This window comes from Xanthomonas sp. 10-10, from assembly GCF_040182365.1.
GTDB classification, from domain to species: Bacteria; Pseudomonadota; Gammaproteobacteria; order Xanthomonadales; family Xanthomonadaceae; genus Xanthomonas; species Xanthomonas arboricola_F.
On record NZ_CP144460.1, the window covers coordinates 105371 to 124524 of the forward strand.

The following is a 19154-nucleotide window of genomic DNA, read 5'->3' on the forward strand; positions in this document are numbered from 1 at the left end:
TCCCGATCGGCCCGCATGGTGTCGGGCCAGATGGTCTCAAGAGCCGGTGGTCGGACCTAGGCCATCGTTGCCGGTGGTTGCGTTGTTGGCGGTCTCGTCGATGGAGAGGAACGAGACCACCGGCGTGGACCACACCTTGTGGCCTGGCTGCGGGGTGAGCCGGTCGGAAACTGCCGATTCGTTGGCGTTCATACGATGTCCTCGCGCAGAGAGCCGCAGCGGCTGCTGCGGGGATGCATGCTTCGTATCATAAGCTGCATGACCATGCACGTCACGGTCACCTGTCACCAAGTCCAGCACGCCGCCGACGGCTGCGTTTTCTCTGCGCGGCGCTGCAGACACGATCAACGCCGGATTTGCCCTGGAGTGCCTGCATGAGCCCGCCACGGATGCCCTGGCATCGTCTGCTGAGCCGGACCGGCCTGCGATTGCTGTATCGAGCGGCGCGCAACCGCGAAGGCAGGGGGTACGCCCGGCTGCAGCTCACGGCGCAGGCGCCCCTATTCCAGGACTATGGCACCACGTCGTTGGATCGCTATCCGGCCCTGTTTAGCTACGTGCAGGGCGCGCTCGCCGGAACGAGCGCACCGCGGTTGTTGTCCTTCGGCTGCTCGACGGGTGAAGAAGTGATCAGCCTGCGCCATTACTTCCCGGATGCCGAGATCACCGGGCTGGATATCCACCCCGGCCATATCGCGCTGTGCCGACAGTGGCTTGGGACGCACCCGGATGCCGGCCTGCGGTTCGCCGTGGCCGGCAATACGGCGGGAGAGGGCGAGGCGGGCTATGACGCCATCTTTTGTCTTGCGGTTCTGCGCCGCGGCGACCTTGCGCGGCACCGCGGCGCGCGGTGCGATCACCTGATCCGGTTCCGGGACGTCGAGGCGCAGCTGCAGGACTTCGCCCGTTGTCTGCGTCCGGGCGGGTTGCTGGTGTTGCGCCACGCCAATTTCCGTCTACGCGATACCCAGGCGGCGCGTTGGTTCGAACCGGTACTGAGCATGCCGACACCGGCGCGCGCGGACACGCCGCTGTTCGGCCCCGACAACCGACGCCTGCCGGTACAGTCTGACGACCAGGCCGTGTTCCGCCGCCGTGCGGTTCCCCGCGATTGAGTGTCCGTCGAAGCCGCGCCGTCTTTCCAGTCACCGCGCTTCCCAGGTAAGGTTTGGTTTCCCACGCTATCGGCCCTGTCATGCGCATCGCTCCGACGACTCTGATCGCACAAGCCCCGGGGTGTCTTGCCGCCGAAATGGGCGAAGAACTGGTGATCATGAGTACCGAGCGCGGCCTGTACTTGTCGCTGGATCCGGTTGGCAAGGATGTCTGGACGCAGATTGCCTCGCCAAGCACCCTCGGCGATCTGTGCGATCGGCTCAGCGCGGAATACGCCACGGCCAGATCCATCATCGAAGCAGACGTCATCGCGCTGCTGGAAACGTTGCACGGCGCCGGTGCGGTCGAGATCCGCACTTGATCCAGGGCCACTCCTGCGCAGCGGTGTCTGCCTCCGGGCAGATCCAGCACGACTATTTGCTGTGTGGCTGGCGGGTCCGCAGCACGTTGGCACTTCCCGAGCTCGCGCCCTGGTCGGAAACCAATCTGGCGGACGACGGAGATGGCGTGGATGTGACCATCGAGGAGGCGCCGGTGCCTGAGCGACTCGATCCGGCCCAGCCGCCCGGGTCGTGGTTCGAGGTCGGTCGCGACGGTTCGGTGCTGCTGCAGATTCCCGAGCTGGTCCGCCTCCACGTGCAGGCAGGCCGATCGATCCGTGTGCAACGTTTGAACCCGCGCGATGAGGGGTGGCGGCTGTTCTTGCTGGGATCGGCGCTGGGCTATCTGTCCCTGCAACGCGGACTGTTTCCGCTGCATGCGGCGTGCGTGCGCGTCGGCGGGAAGACCGTGGCCATCGCCGGCCATAGTGGTGCCGGCAAATCCACGCTATCTGCGGCCTTGCTCAAGCGCGGCCATGGTCTACTCAGCGACGATCTGACCGTCCTCCGTTGCGACGAGCGCAGCATCGAGGTGCTGCCGGCTTTCCCGCGGCTGAAACTGTGGCACGACGCGCTGCATGCTCTGCATATCCCCAGCGACGGCTTGTCGCGGGTGCGTCTGGGCATGGATAAGTTCGATCTGCGCCCGCAGGCGGGGTTCGATGCCACGCCTGCACGGTTGGACGCCATCCTGCTGCTGCAGGATGCGCCGGATCCGCAGTTGCAACGATGCAGTCCCGCCGCCGCGCTGCCTCTGCTGCACGCCAATCTGGCACGACCGCAGGCCGCCGCGCGCATGGGGCTGCGTGCAACCACATTCGCGCAGGCGGCGGCGATCGCCCGCCAGGTGCCGACCTGGCGCCTACGGCGGCCGCGCCGTTTCGATGCGCTGGCCGCCACCGCCGAACTCATCGAAAGCGGCCTGGTATGAATCGGCGGGGGATCGTCTGGCTCGCGTCCTATCCCAAATCGGGCAACACCTGGGTGCGTTGCCTGATCTCCAGCTTGCAGAGCGGCGCGTCATGTGTCGATCTCGCCAACCTCGGGCAGGCGATGCCCAACGCCGCCTCGCGCACTTGGCTCGAACGCTACGTCGAGGTGGATAACGGCGATCTGCTTCCGGCAGAACTGGAGCACCTGCGTGCCAGCGCCTACCGATGTTGCGCAGCGCAGGGCAGCACCTTGCTCAAGGTGCACGATCGTTACGACGCGCGGCTGTTCCCGGCAGCGGCGACCCTGGGGACGGTGTATATCGTGCGCGATCCGCGCGACGTCGCGCCGTCGTGGGCCGATCACATGCGCGTCGACGTGGACACCGCGATCGCGCAGATGGGCGATGCGGACCTGTTCATGAGCCGGGGCTCGACCGGCTATCAGCCACAGACCCCGCAGCGCTATAGCGCCTGGTCCAGTCACGTGGTGTCGTGGTTGCAGGAAGCACCGGGGCCCCATCTGCTGCTGCGCTATGAAACCTTGCTGGCACATCCATTGCGCGAAGCGGCGCGGCTGGCCGCATTCCTCGGCCTGCCCACCGCCCCGGCACGGATCGCACGTGCTGTCGCCGCGTGCCGTTTCGACGCGCTACGCGACGCTGAAGAACGCGATGGCTTCAGCGAGCGTCGCCGCGGCCAGCAGCGGTTCTTTCGCCAAGGCCAGGCCGGTGCCTGGCATGCCGCCCTGGATGCCGCACAGGTCACGCGCTTGCGCGCAGACCATGGTGTGGTAATGGCCTGGCTGGGCTACCACTAGCTAGCCCTGTGTCGCTGCCGCGGACCACGCCATGCGCCAGCTGGTATCGGTGTCGCCCACTGCCGTGAAGCCCAGCCTGCGGTAAAGCTCGGCCGCCGGATTGCCTTTGTCGACTTCCAGCAACACGCGCCGGCCTGCTGTCGCGGCCTGATCCTGGACCGCCGCCAGCAGCGCCGTACCGACGCCACGGTTGCGATGGTCCGGTGACAACAGGATGTCCAGCACGCAGAGATCCCCGGCCGCGCTGTCGCCCAGATAGAGCCGGCCTGCCAGCCGCTCCCTGTCCAGCAGCACCAGGAACTGTCGATGCGCGTAAGCACTGATGTAGTGGCGCTGCTGCGCGTCGAACTGCTGGTCGAGCAAGGCCTGTTTCGCCGCATCGTCCCACGGCAGCATCGCGAATTCCGCCCGGCGCTGCGTACTGAACAGCGTACGCAGCGCCGGCAGGTCCATCGCGCACTCCGGTCGCACCGTCATACCCCGTGCCAGCAATGGCGTAGGGCAGGCGAACTGCGGCGGCATCATGGTCGGGGCGGGAAGACGCCATCGGTGGCGCAGATGCAGTAGCGAAACGTCGCGAACGGCTGGCGATTCTCGTGGGCCTGTGCCGGGGCCGCGGTGGGTGGAAACGGCGCTAGCGCGTTCGGCGCCAATTGCGTGAGCGGCGTGGTCGAGTTCGGCGCGAACGCGGCAGTGGTGACAGGTGGCGAAGGGGTCGGGTTGAGCAATCGCGACAGGTAGGCGTTGGCACCCGGTGTACTGGTCGATGCACCCGGGGCAGTGCCAGGCGGCATGAACTTGCTGGTGATGGTGTGGGTGTGCGCCGGCAGTTGCGATACCGAGGTCAGCGCGACGCTGTCTGCGCCCTGCAACTGGCCGATCGTATAGTTGCTCAAGCCCGGCCCCTGACCCTGACCCAGCACGGCCCGACCACGCAGATCGGGCAAGCCGAACGTTGTGCGGTTGTCGCCGCCGTAGGCGAAGCCGATGACCCCGAACAGCGCCTGGTATTGCTGTACGCTGACCGTCTGCCCCATGCAATCGAGCCAGCCTTCCGGCGCGAAATTGTAGGGAAACGCGCGGATTTCACCAATGAAACTGTTGGACATGTCGAACTCCTTTGCGATGGCCGATCACGGCCGATCCGGGAACAACCCGTTCAGGCAGATCAGGTAGTTCAGCGTCTGTGTCGCCATGCGGTTGTCATGCGCCTGACCGGCGCCGCTGGGGCCCACCGCGTTGGTCGCCAAGGTGTTGACCGCGGGCGCGCTTCCGCTGGGCGGCGTGAAATACGACGCGTCGCCGTTCTGCGCAATGGCGGGCAACTGGTTGGCCGGCGTCAATGCGGTGGCTGGTGTGTTGAGTGCCTGCAAGGTATGCCGGTGCGCGGGCATTTCCGGCAGTTGCAAGGACACCGTCTCGGTGCCCAACTGCTGTGCCAGCACCCGTGCGGTCAATTGCGGTGCCGGTGCACGCGCCACGCCCTGACCCTGGCCGACCGCCAGCCGGCCGCGCAAATCAGGCAGATTGAACGTGGTTCTGGCATCGCCGCCATACGTAGTGCCGATCAGCGCGTAGAGCGCCTGGTAATCGTTGATCAATAACTGGCGTCCGTCGCAAAATGCCCAATTCTCGGGCTGGTAGTTGCCGGCGAACACAATGATCTGACCGGTATAAGCGTCCATGATGTTGTTCCTTTTGTCGCCGCGTCAGGGGTGCTGCGGATAGAGGCCCATCGTGCAGATGCAGAAATTCAGCACCAGCGACGGCTGCATGTTGTTGTGCGCGGCGCCTGCACCCTCTTGGCTTACCGAATCGGCGGCCAGCCCCACCAGTGATCCGCTTTGCGCATACAGGGTGTGCGGTGCGGGGGTCTGGGCGAGCAGTAAGTTGGAGGCAGTCACGACCGCGGCAGTGGTCGCTGGTGCATTGACCGCATTCACGCTATGGGTATGCGGAGGAATCTGCGCGGCGGTCAGTGCCACACCTTCCAGGCCGCCGTAATTGCCGACGGCATAGGTCACTGTCGGCGTGGTCGATGGATTAATGCCCTGGCTGACCGGGACGCGGCCGCGCAGGTCCGGCAGATTGAAGTTGGTCCTGCCGTCGCCGCCGTACTGGGCACCGAGCAGCGACGCCAGCGCCTGGTTGCTCTGGATCGGCAGAGAACGGCCGTCGCAAGGTAGCCATCCCCGCGGGGTCCAATCAAACGGAAACAAGCGAATTTCGCCAACATATGCATCTGTCATCCGTGCACTCCTTTGATGTGAAAACCACGACGACGCACGTCACGCATACGAGATGCGTGACACTGCGGATGGGGGCGCCTGCGCAACGGCCGGCGCCGCGAACGCTATGCTATTAATGTGCAGACGTGCGCCACAGGACGTCTCTGGCGGCACGCCGAAAAAGCCGCTTGTCAGGCACACGACGATGTGGACGGATCAGGACTTGACTCAGTTTCCCCGCAATCTGCAGATGCAGAAATGACCCCTGACAGCGAACGTAGCACATGCCGCAGACGCGCTAAGGTGAGCACGTTCACCACTTGCGATTCTCATGCGGCCGCACGTTGAGGCGCACTGCGCCGTGACGGTCGAGAGCGCTTGTGCGGCGTGGTCCCCCGCATTCGGCTACGTGCTTTCGCTGTGGCGACACCACGAGGGTGCGGCTGCAGGACGGCCACTGCCGGCCGCACCGTCCGATGCGGTCGCGTTCGAACGCGCGCTTGCACAGCACCGAATGGCGTTGGCCTTGCCTGCTGCCGACACCCTGACGTCGAATGTTTCTGTTGCAGTGCGCGACCGGTTGCGGCGGCGGCAGCAGCGCATGCTGCTGCAGTCGCTGCAACAGACTGCTGCCATCCGTGAGATGGTCGCGGCGCTGCAGCAGGCGGGCATCCGCTGCTGCCTGCTCAAGGGTCTGGGATATGCGGCGCACTTCGGTCAACTGCACCGCCGCGAGGCATGCGATATCGATCTGCTGATCGAGCCGCATGCCACCCAAGATGCGCTCTCTGCGCTGAGCGTCCTGGGCTACGCACTGCAACCGGAGGCCGCGCTCGATCCGGTGGAGTACTGCCGCCACAACCATGCCTTGCCATTGCAGCACCATGCGACCGGCGTGGTGCTGGAACTGCATCTGCGGCTGGCTAACCACGAGCGCCAGTTTCCGCTCAGTCAACAGGTCTGGCGCGATCATCTCAGCACTGTCGTGGTGGCCGGGATGCAGGTACCCACGCTGTCGCCGACAGCGGCCGTGGTCTATGCCGCCTTCCACGGCACCAAGCACCACTGGCACCGCGCATTCTGGCTGGTGGACATGGCGCAGGCGCTGCGCAGCGCGCAAGTGGACTGGGATGCGGTCCTCGCGTTGGCACGTCGGCTTGGCGTGGAACGACAGCTGGCGCTGAGTGCGTTGCTGGCAGAAGCGAGCCTGGGTGTCGCTCTACCGGCCGCGCTACAGCGGCAGCCTGCGTTGCTGCAAAAGGCCCGGCCGGCCGCCGCCGCGCTGCTGCCGTGCATGGATGCGCTCGGATCCGACCGCGGTGCGGATCTGGCGGTACGGCTGGGATTGTTTGCTTACGTCAGACACTTGCTATCGCTGCAATCGACCTGGCGCGGCCGTGTGCAACTGCTACCCATCCTGCTCGCTCCGACCGACATGGATCGCCAGGCCGTGCCGTTGCCCGGCGCATTGCAATGGGCCTACGTGGGCGTGCGCATCATCCGGTTGGCCAGGCAGCATCTGCTCAAACGCAGGCACCTGCAGACCTAGCGCGCCGGTTTCAACACGGCTCCAGCGGCCTGGTGTGCGGCATTGAACAACGGCAATCGTTACGCGCGGTGTCCGGAAGCTGCCCCAGGGCAGACGAGCATCCTCGATACAAATCGGCAGCATGGTGGGACGAATTTGCAGCGCTTCGGGCAAGTGCGGGCGGATGCGTGCCCGTGGCTGCCGCATGCGGCCAGCAACGTCCACGTGTTTCGGTACTGCCCTCAGCATTCGCCTAGTGCCAGCGTCGGCGTCTCCCTGCTGGCCATCAAGGCACTGCCGGATCTGCATCCTCCACATAGCCCTTACGCAGCTTTTCAGCCGTCAGTTTGTCCATCTCGCGGGTCGCGCGTTCGACGGTATCGAAGGCTTTGAGTGTCGTCTGGCCGGTGGTGCCGATCCGGCCGAAGGACACGCTCAGCTCCGTACCGTTACGCGCCACGCGCCAGAACTTGCGAGAGCTGCCTTGCTCGAAACGCAGGCTGCGCAGCGCATCGGCCATCGGGGGCTGCGATGGCGCCGACGTCGCCGGTTGCGTCGGCGTCGGCAGGAGCGCCGCGCTGTCGGTCGGGGCGATCGGCAGCGATGCCTGCAGCATGTCATCCAGGGCCAGATCCAGCTCGGCGTCTTCCTCGATGTTCTCGCCAGCCAGCGCCGTTTCGATCCGTACCAGCACGCCATCGGGTGCGCGCAACCAATCACGTCCGGGGACATCGATGACGTTCCAGCCAAAGCGCCGCAGCACGCCGGGGCGAAACACGTAACGCTCGCGCGTGTCGGCGACGGCCTGGTCGGGTGCGTCGAGCAGGATCGCCAGCCGGTAGTCGCCGGTGCTGCGGTCGACGATGGCCAGGTCGCAGCGGAACTGGGAGCGCCCGACGCACTCGTGCACCAGGTGGCCACGCTCGCGCAATGCACGGGCGAGCGCGCTGCGTACCGCATCGGCGCTGGCCGGCCGCACGAAGGCCTCGCGCGCACCGGCATTGAGTGTGCCCAGGACGTGCTGGGCGCGGCCATGATCGCCGATGGCGCTGGCCTGGGCAAAGCGCAAGAACGCCTGCAGCGCGGCGGCGCCGTCGTTGTGCACGTTGGTGATCGCTTCGGCCTGGATGCTGGACACCACTGCCATGCGATGACGTGCGCGGCTGAAGATCACGTTCAACCGCTTCTCGCCGCCGCGCTGGTTGATCGGGCCGAAGTTCATCAGCATGCGGCCGTCCGGCCCAGGCGCGTAGCAGATGCTGAGCAGGATCACGTCGCGCTCGTCGCCCTGCACGTTCTCCAGGTTCTTGACGAACAGTCCGTTGAACTGATCATCGTCCTCGCGCACGTACTCGCGGTCCAGGCGCAGCGCAAAGTCCGCATCCTCGGCGGCCAGGATCTCCAGTGCGCTTTCGATCTCGCCCTGCTGCGCCTCGGAGAAGGCGACGATACCCATGCTCAGGCCGGTCTCCCGGCGCAGTAGCTCGCGGACCGTCAGGGCGATGTAGCGCGCCTCGGCCGCGTTGCGCCGGCCGATGTACACGCCATCGTCCAGGCGATGGAAGCTCACCGCACGCGCCAGCACTGCATCGGCACCGGCAATGCCGGCATCGGGCCGATCCGAGCGCAGCGTGGCCGGTTGTTCGTCGGCAGGTTCGATCCGTCGGTCCGGAATGGTCACCAGCCGGCCGTCGTAGAACGCCGCGTTGGAAAAACTGATCAACGCCTCGTGGCGACTGCGGTAATGCCACGCCAGCAGGGTAGCCGGCAGATTGCGGGCGGCCTGATTGAGCAGGCTGTCGGCATCGAGATTGATGGCGATGCGCTCGCCGTCGTCTTCGACCACCAATGCGTCGGTGCCATCGCCGGCGCTCGAGAAGAAGCTGGTCGGCGGCAACTGCATCTCGTCGCCGACCACCACGATCTGGCGCGCGCGACTCAGCGCCGGGACGGCTTCCTCGGTGGGGATCTGGCTGGCCTCGTCGAAAATCACCACGTCGAACAGGTCCGGCGACAGCGGAAGCGTGTCCGAGACCGACAGTGGGCTCATCAGCCAGATCGGCTTGAGGTCGTTGATCACCATGCCGGTCTCGTCATCGGACAGGTCACGGATGGAGCGGTGACGCATGCTCTTGGCAAATTCATGCTCCAGCTCGCGGCGGCCGGTGGCATAGAGCTTCTTGAACGCCTTGCCGTCCTGGTCGAGCTGGCTGGCAGACAGCGACGACTGCCGCACGTGTTCGGCAAAGCGCTGGTGCTGGGTCGCCTGGATCACCTGCGAATTCAGCGCCAGCAGGCGCGCCTGGCCCTGGGCCACCGTGGCCGCCGCGCGGGCCAGCATGGCCCCATCGAACCCTGCCAGCGCCGGTGTGTCGGCTTCCAGCCGCCGCCAGGCCGCGTGCGCGACGATTGCATCCATGCCTGCAGGCGCTGCAGCGACATTGCGCATCACAAAGGCGCTGCCCGCATCCGCGGCATGCACGCTGCGCAGCAGCGGCAACAGGTCGGCCAACTCGTCCAGGCATTCGCGCAGGTCGCGCAGATACTCGGAAATACTCTCAAGACTGGCTTCGCGCGGAAGCTCCAGGTGCTCCTCGATGCGGCTGGCCAGCCGCTCCAGCGGGCCGCGCGCGTCGGCGTCGGCACGGGCGAGGGCAAGCGGTGCGATGGCCGCGCGCAGATGCGCCACCAGCGTGCGGGTCGCGGCTGAGGCGCCCAGACGTTCACGTAACTGGGCCACTGCATCGATCAGGTCCTGCAGCCGCGCCACACCGTAGCGGGCCTGCCCGGCGGCCTGCTCGGTCTGGACCGCGGCAGCCGCGGTCTGCTCGGCCACCAGCGCGCGCAGCACCGCCGTGTAACCAGGGTGCACGGCATGGCGGCCGAAATCGTAGCGACGAACGAGCTCGCCACGCAGCCGCCACCATGCCGGCTTCACCCAGCGCAGCACGGAGCCTTCCAGTTGCTCCACCAGCGCCAGCGCCGCCCGGGCATCGGCCGGGTCGAGCCGGTCCCGCCAGTGTGCGGTGGCCTGCTGCGCGGTGTTCAGCACGGCGGTCTTCTGGTCGAGCGCCGCACGCAGGGTCCGCAAGTCGCTCGCAGCCGGCGAGTCGTCGTCGAGCAGGTCCAGATGTGCGGCCAGGCCCTGGGTGACCAGCCACTGCGCCTGATCGGCGAACGCGCGTGCCTGGGCCAGCGACATGTCCGCGTCGAGCAGGCTGGAGCCACTTTCCAGCAGCGGGTCCAGCTGCGCCAGCAGTGCCTCGCTGTCGTCCAGCAGCTGGGTTATCCGTGCATGCGCACGCGGATCGGCCAGCACGTCGGCGTGCAGTCGACCCAAGGGATGCTCGGCCAGGCCCTGCACGCCAAAGCGTGTTTGCATCTGCGCATGGATGCGTGCGGCCAACGCGCGATGACGCTCCCACACGGCCAGATCCGGTAGCCGTTCCCAGGCCTGGCCATCCAGCGCGGGCGCGGCCGGTAGCTCAATCAGCTGCCGCACCAGCTGACGTGCGGTGGTGCCGATCGCCTCCGGTATCCGGCTCATGGCCTGCTCGAAGACATCGATCCGTTGCTGGCTGCCATCGATCAGCTCCACCAGCCGGTCGCGTTGGGCCATCAGCGCCTCGCGGCCATGCGCCTGGGCGATCCAGCGCGCGTAGCCTTCTCCCAGCTCGGCGATGAAAGCCTTCTTGTCGGTCTGGGAATCGTGGATCAGGCAGCACAGCGGATCCAGTCCGCTCTGCTTGAGGCGATGGAACACCACATCCAGCGCGGCGCGCTTCTCGCAGACGAACAGCACGCGCTTGCCCTCGCCGGCGTAGTCGGCGATCAGGTTGGTGATGGTCTGCGATTTACCGGTGCCCGGCGGGCCCTGGATGATGAAGCTGTGCCGGGTACGCGCCAGCGCGACGGCAGCGTTCTGGGTGGCATCGGCATCCACCACGTTCCATTGCGCGCGCGTCGGCAGCGGCGCGGCGGCTGCGGGGTCGGCAGCGCGTGGCTCGATCGAGAACACCCGGTCGAAGGCCGGATTGGCGTCGGGGGCGTCGATCAACTGCGCGTAGTCGCGCACCAGCGACATCTTCTTGTAGTTGAAGTTCGCCAGGCTGACCTGGGTCAGATCCAGGTCCCAGGCGTAGCGATGGCCTTCGGACTCGCCCAGTGCGTAGCCCACGCGGTCGGCGACCTCCTCGACCGGGGCGGCCATGCGTGCGTGACGCGGCCCTGCCACCGGCGCGGCACCGGCCTCGAACCGCTGTGGCAGCGGGCTGGGCACCACCCGCTGTTCGTACAGCGCGCGGCCCAGCGGGCGGTAGTTGTCGGGCGCGTAGCTGTAGTCGGGCAGCCCGCCCGTCGTGGCGGCCGTGCGCGCCAGCGAACGCCGGCGCTGAAACTGCTGCAGGCGCTGCAGCGCCTTCTGCCGCACCAGACGGATCTGCGGCTTGTCGACCAGGCGCAGTTCCACCGACGGTTCGCTGCGACGGATCTGCGCCAGCAGGTCGGCGTGGATCTCGGCCAACGAGGTCTTCTGCAGATCCACCTTTTCCGGCAAGCGGATGTCGTAGAGCTGGCGCAACTGGTGGCGCAGGACCGGATTGAACTCGGCCTCGTCGTCTTCGGCCTGCAGCACATAGCGGTCGCGCACGCCCTTGCGCCTGGTCAGCTCCACCGGCAGCCAGAGCAGGGGCGTCACGATCCGTTCCTCAGGGTCTTCCTTGAGGTTATGCCAACGCAGGAAGGCCGCCACCAGCCGCAGCGTGCCGAAACCGTACTCGGCGCGGTCGCGGCGCGTGTCCTGGATCAGCTTGTCCAAGGCCACCGGCAGATAGGGCTGGTCGTCGAACCGTAGCCAGCGTTGCAGATCGACCGCGCGCCCGCTGACCAGATCGTTGGCGAACGGCCCGCTCCAGGTGCAGATGTGGTCGGGCTGGATACTCTCCACCTGCAGCATCAACGGCACGCTCGACACGGTCAGGTTGACGCTGCTGGCGGTTGGCTTGAAGTAGAGCAGCCGATTGCGGCGCGACAGGTCGAACAAGCGATCGCGTAGATGCGACAGCACCGCCGTACGTCGCGGCACTGCGCCGCTGGCACCGGCCAGCGCACGCTGCACATCCAGTACCTCGGGCTGGTCGCGCCAGGTGCGCAGACGCGTGGCCAGGCTGGCCACGTCGGTGGCGCGCTCATGCCGGTTGAGCGCGGTCATCTCCACGATCACCGCAGCCACCACCGGGTGCAGCCGCTCGGCGATCACGAAGAGATTGCGCCGATGTGCGGCGAAGCTGCGCACGTCATCCACGTCGCCCAGATCCAGCCCGCAGGCCAACGCCGCAAGCACCAGGCCCAGCCGGAACACGTCGGTGATTTCGTCGTGATGCCCCAGCTGCAACTCCCAGCTGGCAAACGCCGGCAGGTACACCGGGCGCTCGATCGGGGCGGCAAGGTCGTCCTGCACCTCCATCAACGCGAGGTCTTCCATGCCGTTCGCGTCGTGCGAGCGCCGCAGCTCGCCGACGATGTTCAGGGCCGAGGCCGGATGCGGCTGCACCCGGTGGATGGCGCCGATGTCCATCACCGGCGCCTGGCCCTGTGGTTGCGCCAGCTGCAGCCCACCTTCCTGACCCAGCAAGATGCTGCGTGTGTCCAGTGCGGCGACCTTGCCGTGCGCATGCAGGTCGGCCACCTGCTGGAACAGCGGCAGCACCATCAACACCACATCGTCGGTAGAAAACGCGGCACCAGCCTGCGCCTGGATCACCGTTGCGAAGCTGCCGCCCGGCACCGCCGGCATGTCCGATGCGCTCATGCCTGCACCTCCCAGACCTGCTTGCGCAGCCTGTCGATCTCGCGCTTGCCCATCCCGGCGTCGCGTTTGAGCTGCGCCAGCAGTTGCGCTTCGCTGTCCAGCACCCGCGCCACCACCATGGCGCGTTGCAGGGCCAACTCGCGCAGCTCGGAATCGACCAGTGCCAGGTCCAGCATCAGCGCGTTGAAATACCCACGCACGTCGTCGGCGGCCTGCAGGCTTTCGAACTGGTCGGGCGGCGCGACCGGCTCGTCGGCCACCCAGTCGGCAAACAGCATGCGCACCTGGGTGGCCACCGCGTCGCTGCGCAGCTGCGCACTCTCCAGGAACCAGTTGACGAACGCGCGCGTCATCGTCTGCAGCTGGATCTGTCGTGGCAGATCCAGCGTGGCCAGACGCAGGACGCCGCGCAGCTTGCGATCGGTCCACGCGTCCAGCATCGCATCGTCCTGCCACCACAACTCCAGCGCCCGTGCACGGACGAAGGTCTCTGGATGGGTGGTGCCGGCGCTGATGTCCTCCAGCGCACCCTCCAGCTCGGTGGCCTGGCGCAGGTACGCCGCCGGGTCCGGATTGCCGATGCCGGTCTGCACCTTGACCAGCGTGCTGATCGCAGGTGCCAACGCATCGGCTGCGAGCGCCGCACCGCGATCGGCGAACAGTTCGGTATGCAGGCCATAACTCCGTGCGGTTTGCCGGTGGCTATCGCTGGCCCCATGGGCGCCGAGCGCATCTTGCAGGATGCGCTCGGCGCACAGGAACGCCCCGCCCTCCAGCGACCACAGCAGGTAATGGGCCAGTTCATGACCGAACAGCGCCAGTTGCTCGTGGGCAGACAGGCGTTCAAGCACCGGACCTTCGAGCACGATATGCACTTCGCCTGGCACATAGACCAGCGCCGCGTTCATCGCCTGACCGCCGGACTGATACAGCGTGGCGGCTGCACTGATCCCCAGCCGCTGCATGGCCAGCGTCAGCGCCGCATGCACCTCCGGATGCGCTTCGGGTTCGAGCCGATACGTGTCGCGCAGCAGATGGGTGCGGACCTGTGCCAGATGCGCATCGCGGACCTGTTGCGACCCGGCCCACGCCCAGACCTCAGGCTCGTGCTGCTTCAGGTAGTCGACCACGTCACGCTGATACGGCAAGGGCATCAATGCTCTGCTCGTCGTCTCAAGGTCCATCCGCCACAGCTCCGTTGGTCATACCTCAAATGTTACGGAATCTACCGCAGTGGGGGAGGCTGGGTTGCAACCTCCTCCCAACCATCGTCGATGCAAGCGTGAGCAAACCGCCGCAGCGCCCACGCCAACACCGTTGCAGACGCCAGACATCCAGGGGCGCGTGTGATTGGCCGAGCCGCCGGTGGCCATGGCGCGACCACGGCATCGACGATGGCGCGCTCATTCGATGCAGTGGCCCTTTGCCCCCGACGCCGGCCCTCTGCATCGTCTCCCTCTTCAAACGCGCTCGGCACCGCGCGTGCCTGGAGCGAGCGGCGCGCACGGCATTGCGAAGCGGAACGGCAGGCTTGTCGACCTGGCCGACCGAACGTGCCTGTACAGCGACACGCGGCCCCATGCCGGACATCCGACCCCCTGCCATCCGACCTATTGACGACAGCTGTAGTCAGGCCTACGGTAGCGACATCTGTAGTCATGGGGCACCACATGAGCGCGAAGACCATCGGGGACCAGGAGCTGGCCCTGCTGCAATACATCGAAGAACAGCGCCACGCCAGCGTGGGCGAAGTGGCGGCCGCGTTCGGTGAGCCGCGCGGGCTGGCCCGCTCGACGGTGCTGACCATGATGGAGCGGCTGCGCGCCAAGGGCTTCCTGCGGCGCAAGCAGGTCGATGGCATGTACCGCTACAGCGCCACCGCCGGGCAGGACGACGTGGTGCGCGGTGCAGTGGGGCAATTCGTGGAAAAGACGCTGCAGGGCTCGGTATCGCCGTTCGTGGCGTGGATGTCGCAGCGCGCCGACGAGGTCAGCGATACCGAACTGGCCGAACTCGAAGCATTGGTCGCCAAGCTGCAATCGCAGCGCAAGGAGAGCTGAGTCATGCAGAGCCTGTTCGAAGTGGTGGTGCAGCGGCTGGCGATGACCAGCCTGCAATCGGCCGCGCTGGTGGCAGTGGTGTGGCTGTTGTGCAAGGCCATGCCGCGCCTGCCGGCGTCCACGCAATGCTGGCTGTGGTGGATGGTAGGGCTGCAGGCGGTACTGGGCCTGTTCGTGGCGCCGGTCGAGCTGGCGGTATTGCCGGCTGCCGCGCCGGTGGCGCAGACGGTAGGGGCGACGGTGACGGCCCTGCCGAGTGCCTCGCCATCGCTGTGGGTCCGCTGGGTGGTGGCGGCCTGGTTGGCCGGTGTGGTGGTGATGCTGGCGCGTAGCGCCGTGGCGTGGCGCATCAGCCGCCGCCAGGTGCAGGCCACCGAGCCGTGCACCGACCAGGCGCTGCTGGCGGCCCTGCAACTGGCCGCCGATGCGCACGGCCTGCGCCATGCGCCGCCGTTGCGCCTGAGCGCGCAGATCGATTCGCCGCAACTCATCGGCCTGTGGCGGCCGGTGCTGCTGCTGCCGTCCCGCCGCCTGGCCAGCATCAGCGACGATGAGCTGGACATGGCGCTGACCCACGAGCTGGTGCATCTGCGTCGGCAGGATCTGCTGTGGGGACTGTTGCCGGCACTGGCGCAGCACCTGTTCTTCTTCCATCCGCTGCTGCATCTGGCTGCGCGCGAATACGCCATCGCCCGCGAAGCGGCCTGCGATGCGGCGGTGGTCGCCGGCCACGTGCGCTGCCGTCACGACTATGGCCGCCTGCTGGTCAGCCTTGGGGTGTCCGCAGCGCCGGTGGCCGGGGTGTCCAGCGCATCGCCGAGTTTTCTGAGCCTCAAGCGCCGCCTGATCATGTTGCAGAACACCAATGCCACGCCGGGGTGGGGCGCGCGCGCGCTGGTCGCTGTGGCGGTCCTGGGGGTGGCACCGCTGCGCCTGGTCGCCATGCCCGCGCCGCTGCCGTCGCCCGCGCTGCAGCCGATCGTGGTCACGGCCAGCGCAGCGCCGGCAATGCCGCACGGCATGCGTCGTGCCGATGGCGCCGAGCAACTGCACGTGCAGGCAGCGCCCGCCGCACCGGCCATGCCGGCCGCCCCTGCGGCACCGGCAAACGGCGTGCTGGCGGGTGTGCTGGATGCGCCGGACGCGCAAGACAGCTGGCAGATGGATGCCACCGGCTGGGATGCCGACGCACAGCAACGCGTACGCGACGCCATCGACGAGGCCACCCGCAGCGCGAAGGCTGCCGAGGTGGAAGCGCGCGCCGCCGCACAGCAGGCCATCGACGCGAGCGACCTGCATGCACAGATGCGGCAGGACGAGCTGCAGGCGGCGCAGGATGCATTGGCGCAGGCACGCGAGCAACTGGACTCGCTGGGACCAGAGTTGGAGCAGGCCAAGCAGGACGCCCAGCAGCAGGTGCGCGAAGCGGCGCAGCAGATCCGTGAGGTGGCGCTGCAACAACGCAACGCGCAGTACGCCTATGTCGCCGCCGCGCGTCAGGCCGCCGAGTTGAGCCGCCATCAGGCCGAAATGGACAAGGAAGCTGCACGCCAGGACCGCCTCAACGCCGCGCGTGCCCAACCTTCGGCTGCGGGCACGGACGAAGACAACTAGAGACCTGCATCACCACGGCGCGCATTGCCCTGGCAGTGCGCGCCAGATGGATCAACGCGTCGAGCACCACCCAAGCGTGAGGCAAGGCCTGCAGTCATCAGGTGGGCGGCGCCGTGGCTGGCAGGCATGGCGCTGGTGATCGCCGATCGCCGATTGTCCTGCGCCCGCGGCGACCGGCGTGTCAGCACCGCGGCCTGTCGCCGGGCCTGACAGCGCCGGCAGCCGCTGGATCGTCCACTGACAGTGCAGGCGTTGCGTCACCGCTCCACCCGATCGACCGTTCCATCTATCGCGACCACTGCAGTGATCGCGCACACCACCTGGCGCCGTACCCACTCAGGCGGGTCAGGCCACGCGCCCGCTCATCGACTCAGCACGTGTCGACGCAACCAGCGTCGGCAACGCCGTGGCCGTGTGTTCGCTGTTCCCCATCCGCCTGGCCGCGACCGGCCGGCGGCACCCAAGTCCCCAAGGAGATCGCACATGCATCAGATCACGTTCCCACCACGGCGCTTGCGCAGTGCCTTGCTGCTTGTCCTCGGCGCGCTCGCTGCGCCCATGCTGATGGCAGCACCAACAGCACCAACAGCACCAACAGCACCAACAGCACCAACAGCAACAACAGCAACAACAGCAACAACAGCAACAACAGCAACAACAGGACCATCCAGAACAACATTACCGGCACTGGAAGCCAACGCAGCCGCGATGCCGCTACTGCCCGCGCCGCCCGCGCCGGCGCATCCCGCTGCGCCACCTGCGCCACGTGCAGCTCCGGCATTTGCGCCCGGTGCTGCGCTGGTCGCTCGTTCGCCGCCATCGGCCTCTGCCACTTCCGTCGCAGCCCCGGTACCGGCCGCGCCTGCACAGCCCGCGCATCCACCTGCCCGTCCCGCTCCGCCCGCTGCGCCGATCTTTCCAGTAATGCCCGCACCTAGGTCTGCGCTGTCGACGCCACGCCGAAGGCACCCCGCATCCGGCGCCATATCGACCAAAGCCGCTTGCGACAGCCGCGCGCAGGACGCCCAGGACGATGGCGATGCCTATGTGCTGGTGCAGGGCGAGCGCCATCTGATGCACGGCACCACCGACGATCTGCAGACCGCGCGTCGCTACACCAACGCCAATGGCTGGGTGCTGTGGTTCCGGGCCAACGGCGTGCAATACGTCGTGCGCGATCCGGGCCTGCTGCATCGGCTGCGCACCGGCTATGCACGCAGCCTGCAACTGCGCGCGGCCCAGGACAGGTTGCAAGCGCGCCAGCAGGCGCTTGCCGCGCAGCTGGCCGCATCCGCAGTCGGTCTGCCCGCGGCATCCGAGGCGACAGCGGCGCAACCGGCACAGGGCGCTGCCAGCGACACCCTAGAGCAGCAGCGCCTGTTGACGCAAAGGCAGGCCGTGCTGGCCAGCAAGCAGGCCGGCGCCACGCGGCTGGCCACTCGCCAGGCGCTGAGCATCCTGCGCGAGGCACTTGCCAGCGGCCGGGCGACGCGGGTGACGGGTTGAGCGCTGCAGGAGCAAACAGGGATGGACGCAGCTTGCGGCTACCGCTGCGTTCTTCGGCGGCGCAACGTGCTGCTGCGGGCAGTGCGCCACGCCTGCAACGCCACGCATGTTTCCAGACAGCACCGGCACAAGGAACGGCAAGCAACGCTTGTTGGGCACCACGAAACCGCATGCGCGAGAACCCTGCAGTTGCCCCTGCTGCGCAGCATTGCAATCGGTAGCGCTGCACGAGGACGCAGTGCGTAGCACCTGCGCATCACACGACAGATTTGCCCACCTTATCCACACAAGGACATTCCCATGCTGCACATTCCCCCTGCATCGACGCGCGCTGGCGTGGCGGCCATCCTGGCGATCGCGCTCACCAGCGTGCTGACGCCATGTCTGGCCGCACGATCAGCCGGTCAACCCGCGCCTGCACCGGTGCCCGGTACGCAGACACCGGGCATCGCATCTGCCGCAGTCGCTGCAGTTGCCGCGACCGCGATGCCCGTCGCGCCGCACGCGCCGGCGACACCCACGCGCACGCCGTCCAGCGACGTGACCACTTACGGCCAACTCACGCTGTCCGATCACCCCGGCCAGGAGGCGTACGTACTGATGGACGGCGGCCAGGCCCTGATGCACGGCTCCACCGAAGACCTGGCCCACGCACGTCGCCTGGCCGGCAGCACCGGCGCATTGCTGTGGTTTCGTAGCGGCGGCAAGAGCTACGTGGTGCGCGATCCGGCCACCCTGCAGCGCATCCGTGTGCTGTACGCACCGGTCAGCCAGCTGGGTCAGGCCCAAGGCGCGCTGGGCGAGCGGCAGGGCCGGCTCGGCGAGCAGCAAGCGGTGCTGGGGACGCAGATGGCCGCCGTGGCCGCACGCGATGCGGCCGCTGCCGTTGCGCAGGCGCGCGCGTCGCTGGCACGCGACCATGCGGCGGCGCGCACCACCACGCCCGTCGCGCAGCAAGCCAACGCCGCCAGCCAGCGCAGCACCCGGCAGCAGATCGAGGCATTGGCCACGCAACAGCAAGCGCTCGCCGCGCAGCAGGCCGATCTGGCCACGCAGCAGGCGGCGGCAAGCGCGCGTGCAGACGGCCAGGCGCGGCAGGTCATGCGCGAGGCCCTCCGGAACGGCCTGGCAAGCCCTGTGGCGCGGTGATCGCGGCGGCCGCGG

General features: G+C 67.5%; 17 protein-coding genes. 9 read left to right on the plus strand and 8 right to left on the minus strand.

The genetic code is table 11. The features are described from left to right. Positions 1-36: 36 nt before the first annotated feature. Positions 37-192 carry a hypothetical protein gene (locus VZ068_RS00390; protein ID WP_259159107.1) on the minus strand — a complete coding sequence of 52 codons (156 nt, stop codon included), beginning with the start codon at positions 190-192 and terminating at the stop codon, positions 37-39. A 182-nt stretch (positions 193-374) separates the two neighbouring features. On the opposite strand from VZ068_RS00390, the gene VZ068_RS00395 reads away from it, so the two are divergent. The 4 genes from VZ068_RS00395 (at position 375) to VZ068_RS00410 (ending at position 3245) form a co-directional block, all read left to right on the plus strand. Then, positions 375-1115: a class I SAM-dependent methyltransferase gene (locus tag VZ068_RS00395; RefSeq protein ID WP_349656523.1), complete on the plus strand. Its 741-nt coding sequence runs from the start codon at positions 375-377 to the stop codon at positions 1113-1115. Between the two features lie 80 nt (positions 1116-1195). Continuing rightward, a complete protein-coding gene (locus tag VZ068_RS00400) occupies positions 1196-1477 on the plus strand; it encodes a PqqD family protein (RefSeq protein WP_259159110.1) in 282 nt (93 codons plus the stop codon). Next, positions 1474-2427 (plus strand): hypothetical protein, encoded by a 954-nt coding sequence (locus VZ068_RS00405; RefSeq protein WP_349656524.1) that lies wholly within the window; start codon positions 1474-1476, stop codon positions 2425-2427. Before VZ068_RS00400 ends, VZ068_RS00405 begins: the two co-directional genes overlap by 4 nt. Beyond that, complete coding sequence (locus tag VZ068_RS00410; RefSeq protein ID WP_349656525.1) at positions 2424-3245, plus strand: sulfotransferase domain-containing protein; 822 nt, start codon at positions 2424-2426, stop codon at positions 3243-3245. The genes VZ068_RS00405 and VZ068_RS00410 overlap by 4 nt, the downstream gene beginning before the upstream one ends. Here the strand turns inward: VZ068_RS00410 and VZ068_RS00415 are convergent, their stop codons facing one another. The 4 genes from VZ068_RS00415 to VZ068_RS00430 form a co-directional block, all read right to left on the minus strand. Further along, positions 3246-3698, minus strand: coding sequence for a GNAT family N-acetyltransferase (locus VZ068_RS00415; RefSeq protein WP_349656526.1), 453 nt, complete (start codon positions 3696-3698; stop codon positions 3246-3248). Positions 3699-3766: 68 nt separating this feature from the next. Then, positions 3767-4354, minus strand: coding sequence for a tail fiber protein (locus tag VZ068_RS00420; protein ID WP_349656527.1), 588 nt, complete (start codon positions 4352-4354; stop codon positions 3767-3769). 24 nt (positions 4355-4378) lie between these two features. Beyond that, positions 4379-4930, minus strand: a complete 552-nt coding sequence (locus tag VZ068_RS00425) for a tail fiber protein (protein WP_349656528.1) — start codon at positions 4928-4930, stop codon at positions 4379-4381. Between the two features lie 24 nt (positions 4931-4954). Then, positions 4955-5464: a tail fiber protein gene (locus tag VZ068_RS00430; RefSeq protein WP_349656529.1), complete on the minus strand. Its 510-nt coding sequence runs from the start codon at positions 5462-5464 to the stop codon at positions 4955-4957. Positions 5465-5987: 523 nt separating this feature from the next. On the opposite strand from VZ068_RS00430, the gene VZ068_RS00435 reads away from it, so the two are divergent. Further along, positions 5988-7022, plus strand: coding sequence for a nucleotidyltransferase family protein (locus VZ068_RS00435; RefSeq protein ID WP_349656530.1), 1035 nt, complete (start codon positions 5988-5990; stop codon positions 7020-7022). A gap of 265 nt (positions 7023-7287) precedes the next feature. Here the strand turns inward: VZ068_RS00435 and VZ068_RS00440 are convergent, their stop codons facing one another. Together VZ068_RS00440 and VZ068_RS00445 are read right to left on the minus strand one after the other, a co-directional pair. Further along, positions 7288-12810 (minus strand): AAA domain-containing protein, encoded by a 5523-nt coding sequence (locus VZ068_RS00440; RefSeq protein WP_349656531.1) that lies wholly within the window; start codon positions 12808-12810, stop codon positions 7288-7290. After that, the gene (locus tag VZ068_RS00445; RefSeq protein ID WP_349656532.1) at positions 12807-13964 is read right to left on the minus strand and encodes a hypothetical protein; all 1158 of its coding nucleotides are present in this window, start codon (positions 13962-13964) and stop codon (positions 12807-12809) included. The genes VZ068_RS00440 and VZ068_RS00445 overlap by 4 nt, the downstream gene beginning before the upstream one ends. A gap of 516 nt (positions 13965-14480) precedes the next feature. Between VZ068_RS00445 and VZ068_RS00450 the strand changes: the two genes are divergently transcribed. Together VZ068_RS00450 and VZ068_RS00455 are read left to right on the plus strand one after the other, a co-directional pair. After that, positions 14481-14870: a BlaI/MecI/CopY family transcriptional regulator gene (locus VZ068_RS00450; RefSeq protein WP_064509858.1), complete on the plus strand. Its 390-nt coding sequence runs from the start codon at positions 14481-14483 to the stop codon at positions 14868-14870. Between the two features lie 3 nt (positions 14871-14873). Beyond that, a complete protein-coding gene (locus tag VZ068_RS00455) occupies positions 14874-16484 on the plus strand; it encodes a M56 family metallopeptidase (RefSeq protein ID WP_349656533.1) in 1611 nt (536 codons plus the stop codon). A 493-nt stretch (positions 16485-16977) separates the two neighbouring features. On the opposite strand, the gene VZ068_RS00460 is transcribed toward VZ068_RS00455, so the two are convergent. Next, complete coding sequence (locus tag VZ068_RS00460) at positions 16978-17418, minus strand: hypothetical protein (protein ID WP_349656534.1); 441 nt, start codon at positions 17416-17418, stop codon at positions 16978-16980. Between VZ068_RS00460 and VZ068_RS00465 the strand changes: the two genes are divergently transcribed. After that, positions 17409-17990 (plus strand): hypothetical protein, encoded by a 582-nt coding sequence (locus VZ068_RS00465; RefSeq protein ID WP_349656535.1) that lies wholly within the window; start codon positions 17409-17411, stop codon positions 17988-17990. The genes VZ068_RS00460 and VZ068_RS00465 overlap by 10 nt on opposite strands. A 300-nt stretch (positions 17991-18290) precedes the next feature. Beyond that, complete coding sequence (locus VZ068_RS00470; RefSeq protein WP_259159135.1) at positions 18291-19139, plus strand: hypothetical protein; 849 nt, start codon at positions 18291-18293, stop codon at positions 19137-19139. Positions 19140-19154 lie beyond the last annotated feature (15 nt).

Excerpts from the sequence above, each read along its gene's own strand:
- VZ068_RS00390 (WP_259159107.1), bottom strand. The coding sequence starts at position 192 with ATGAACGCCAACGAATCGGCAGTTTCCGACCGGCTCACCCCGCAGCCA.
- VZ068_RS00395 (WP_349656523.1), top strand. The coding sequence starts at position 375 with ATGAGCCCGCCACGGATGCCCTGGCATCGTCTGCTGAGCCGGACCGGC.
- VZ068_RS00400 (WP_259159110.1), top strand. The coding sequence starts at position 1,196 with ATGCGCATCGCTCCGACGACTCTGATCGCACAAGCCCCGGGGTGTCTT.
- VZ068_RS00410 (WP_349656525.1), top strand. The coding sequence starts at position 2,424 with ATGAATCGGCGGGGGATCGTCTGGCTCGCGTCCTATCCCAAATCGGGC.
- VZ068_RS00415 (WP_349656526.1), bottom strand. The coding sequence starts at position 3,698 with ATGGACCTGCCGGCGCTGCGTACGCTGTTCAGTACGCAGCGCCGGGCG.
- VZ068_RS00420 (WP_349656527.1), bottom strand. The coding sequence starts at position 4,354 with ATGTCCAACAGTTTCATTGGTGAAATCCGCGCGTTTCCCTACAATTTC.
- VZ068_RS00425 (WP_349656528.1), bottom strand. The coding sequence starts at position 4,930 with ATGGACGCTTATACCGGTCAGATCATTGTGTTCGCCGGCAACTACCAG.
- VZ068_RS00435 (WP_349656530.1), top strand. The coding sequence starts at position 5,988 with ATGGCGTTGGCCTTGCCTGCTGCCGACACCCTGACGTCGAATGTTTCT.
- VZ068_RS00440 (WP_349656531.1), bottom strand. The coding sequence starts at position 12,810 with ATGAGCGCATCGGACATGCCGGCGGTGCCGGGCGGCAGCTTCGCAACG.
- VZ068_RS00445 (WP_349656532.1), bottom strand. The coding sequence starts at position 13,964 with ATGCCCTTGCCGTATCAGCGTGACGTGGTCGACTACCTGAAGCAGCAC.
- VZ068_RS00450 (WP_064509858.1), top strand. The coding sequence starts at position 14,481 with ATGAGCGCGAAGACCATCGGGGACCAGGAGCTGGCCCTGCTGCAATAC.
- VZ068_RS00455 (WP_349656533.1), top strand. The coding sequence starts at position 14,874 with ATGCAGAGCCTGTTCGAAGTGGTGGTGCAGCGGCTGGCGATGACCAGC.
- VZ068_RS00465 (WP_349656535.1), top strand. The coding sequence starts at position 17,409 with ATGCCCGCACCTAGGTCTGCGCTGTCGACGCCACGCCGAAGGCACCCC.
- VZ068_RS00470 (WP_259159135.1), top strand. The coding sequence starts at position 18,291 with ATGCTGCACATTCCCCCTGCATCGACGCGCGCTGGCGTGGCGGCCATC.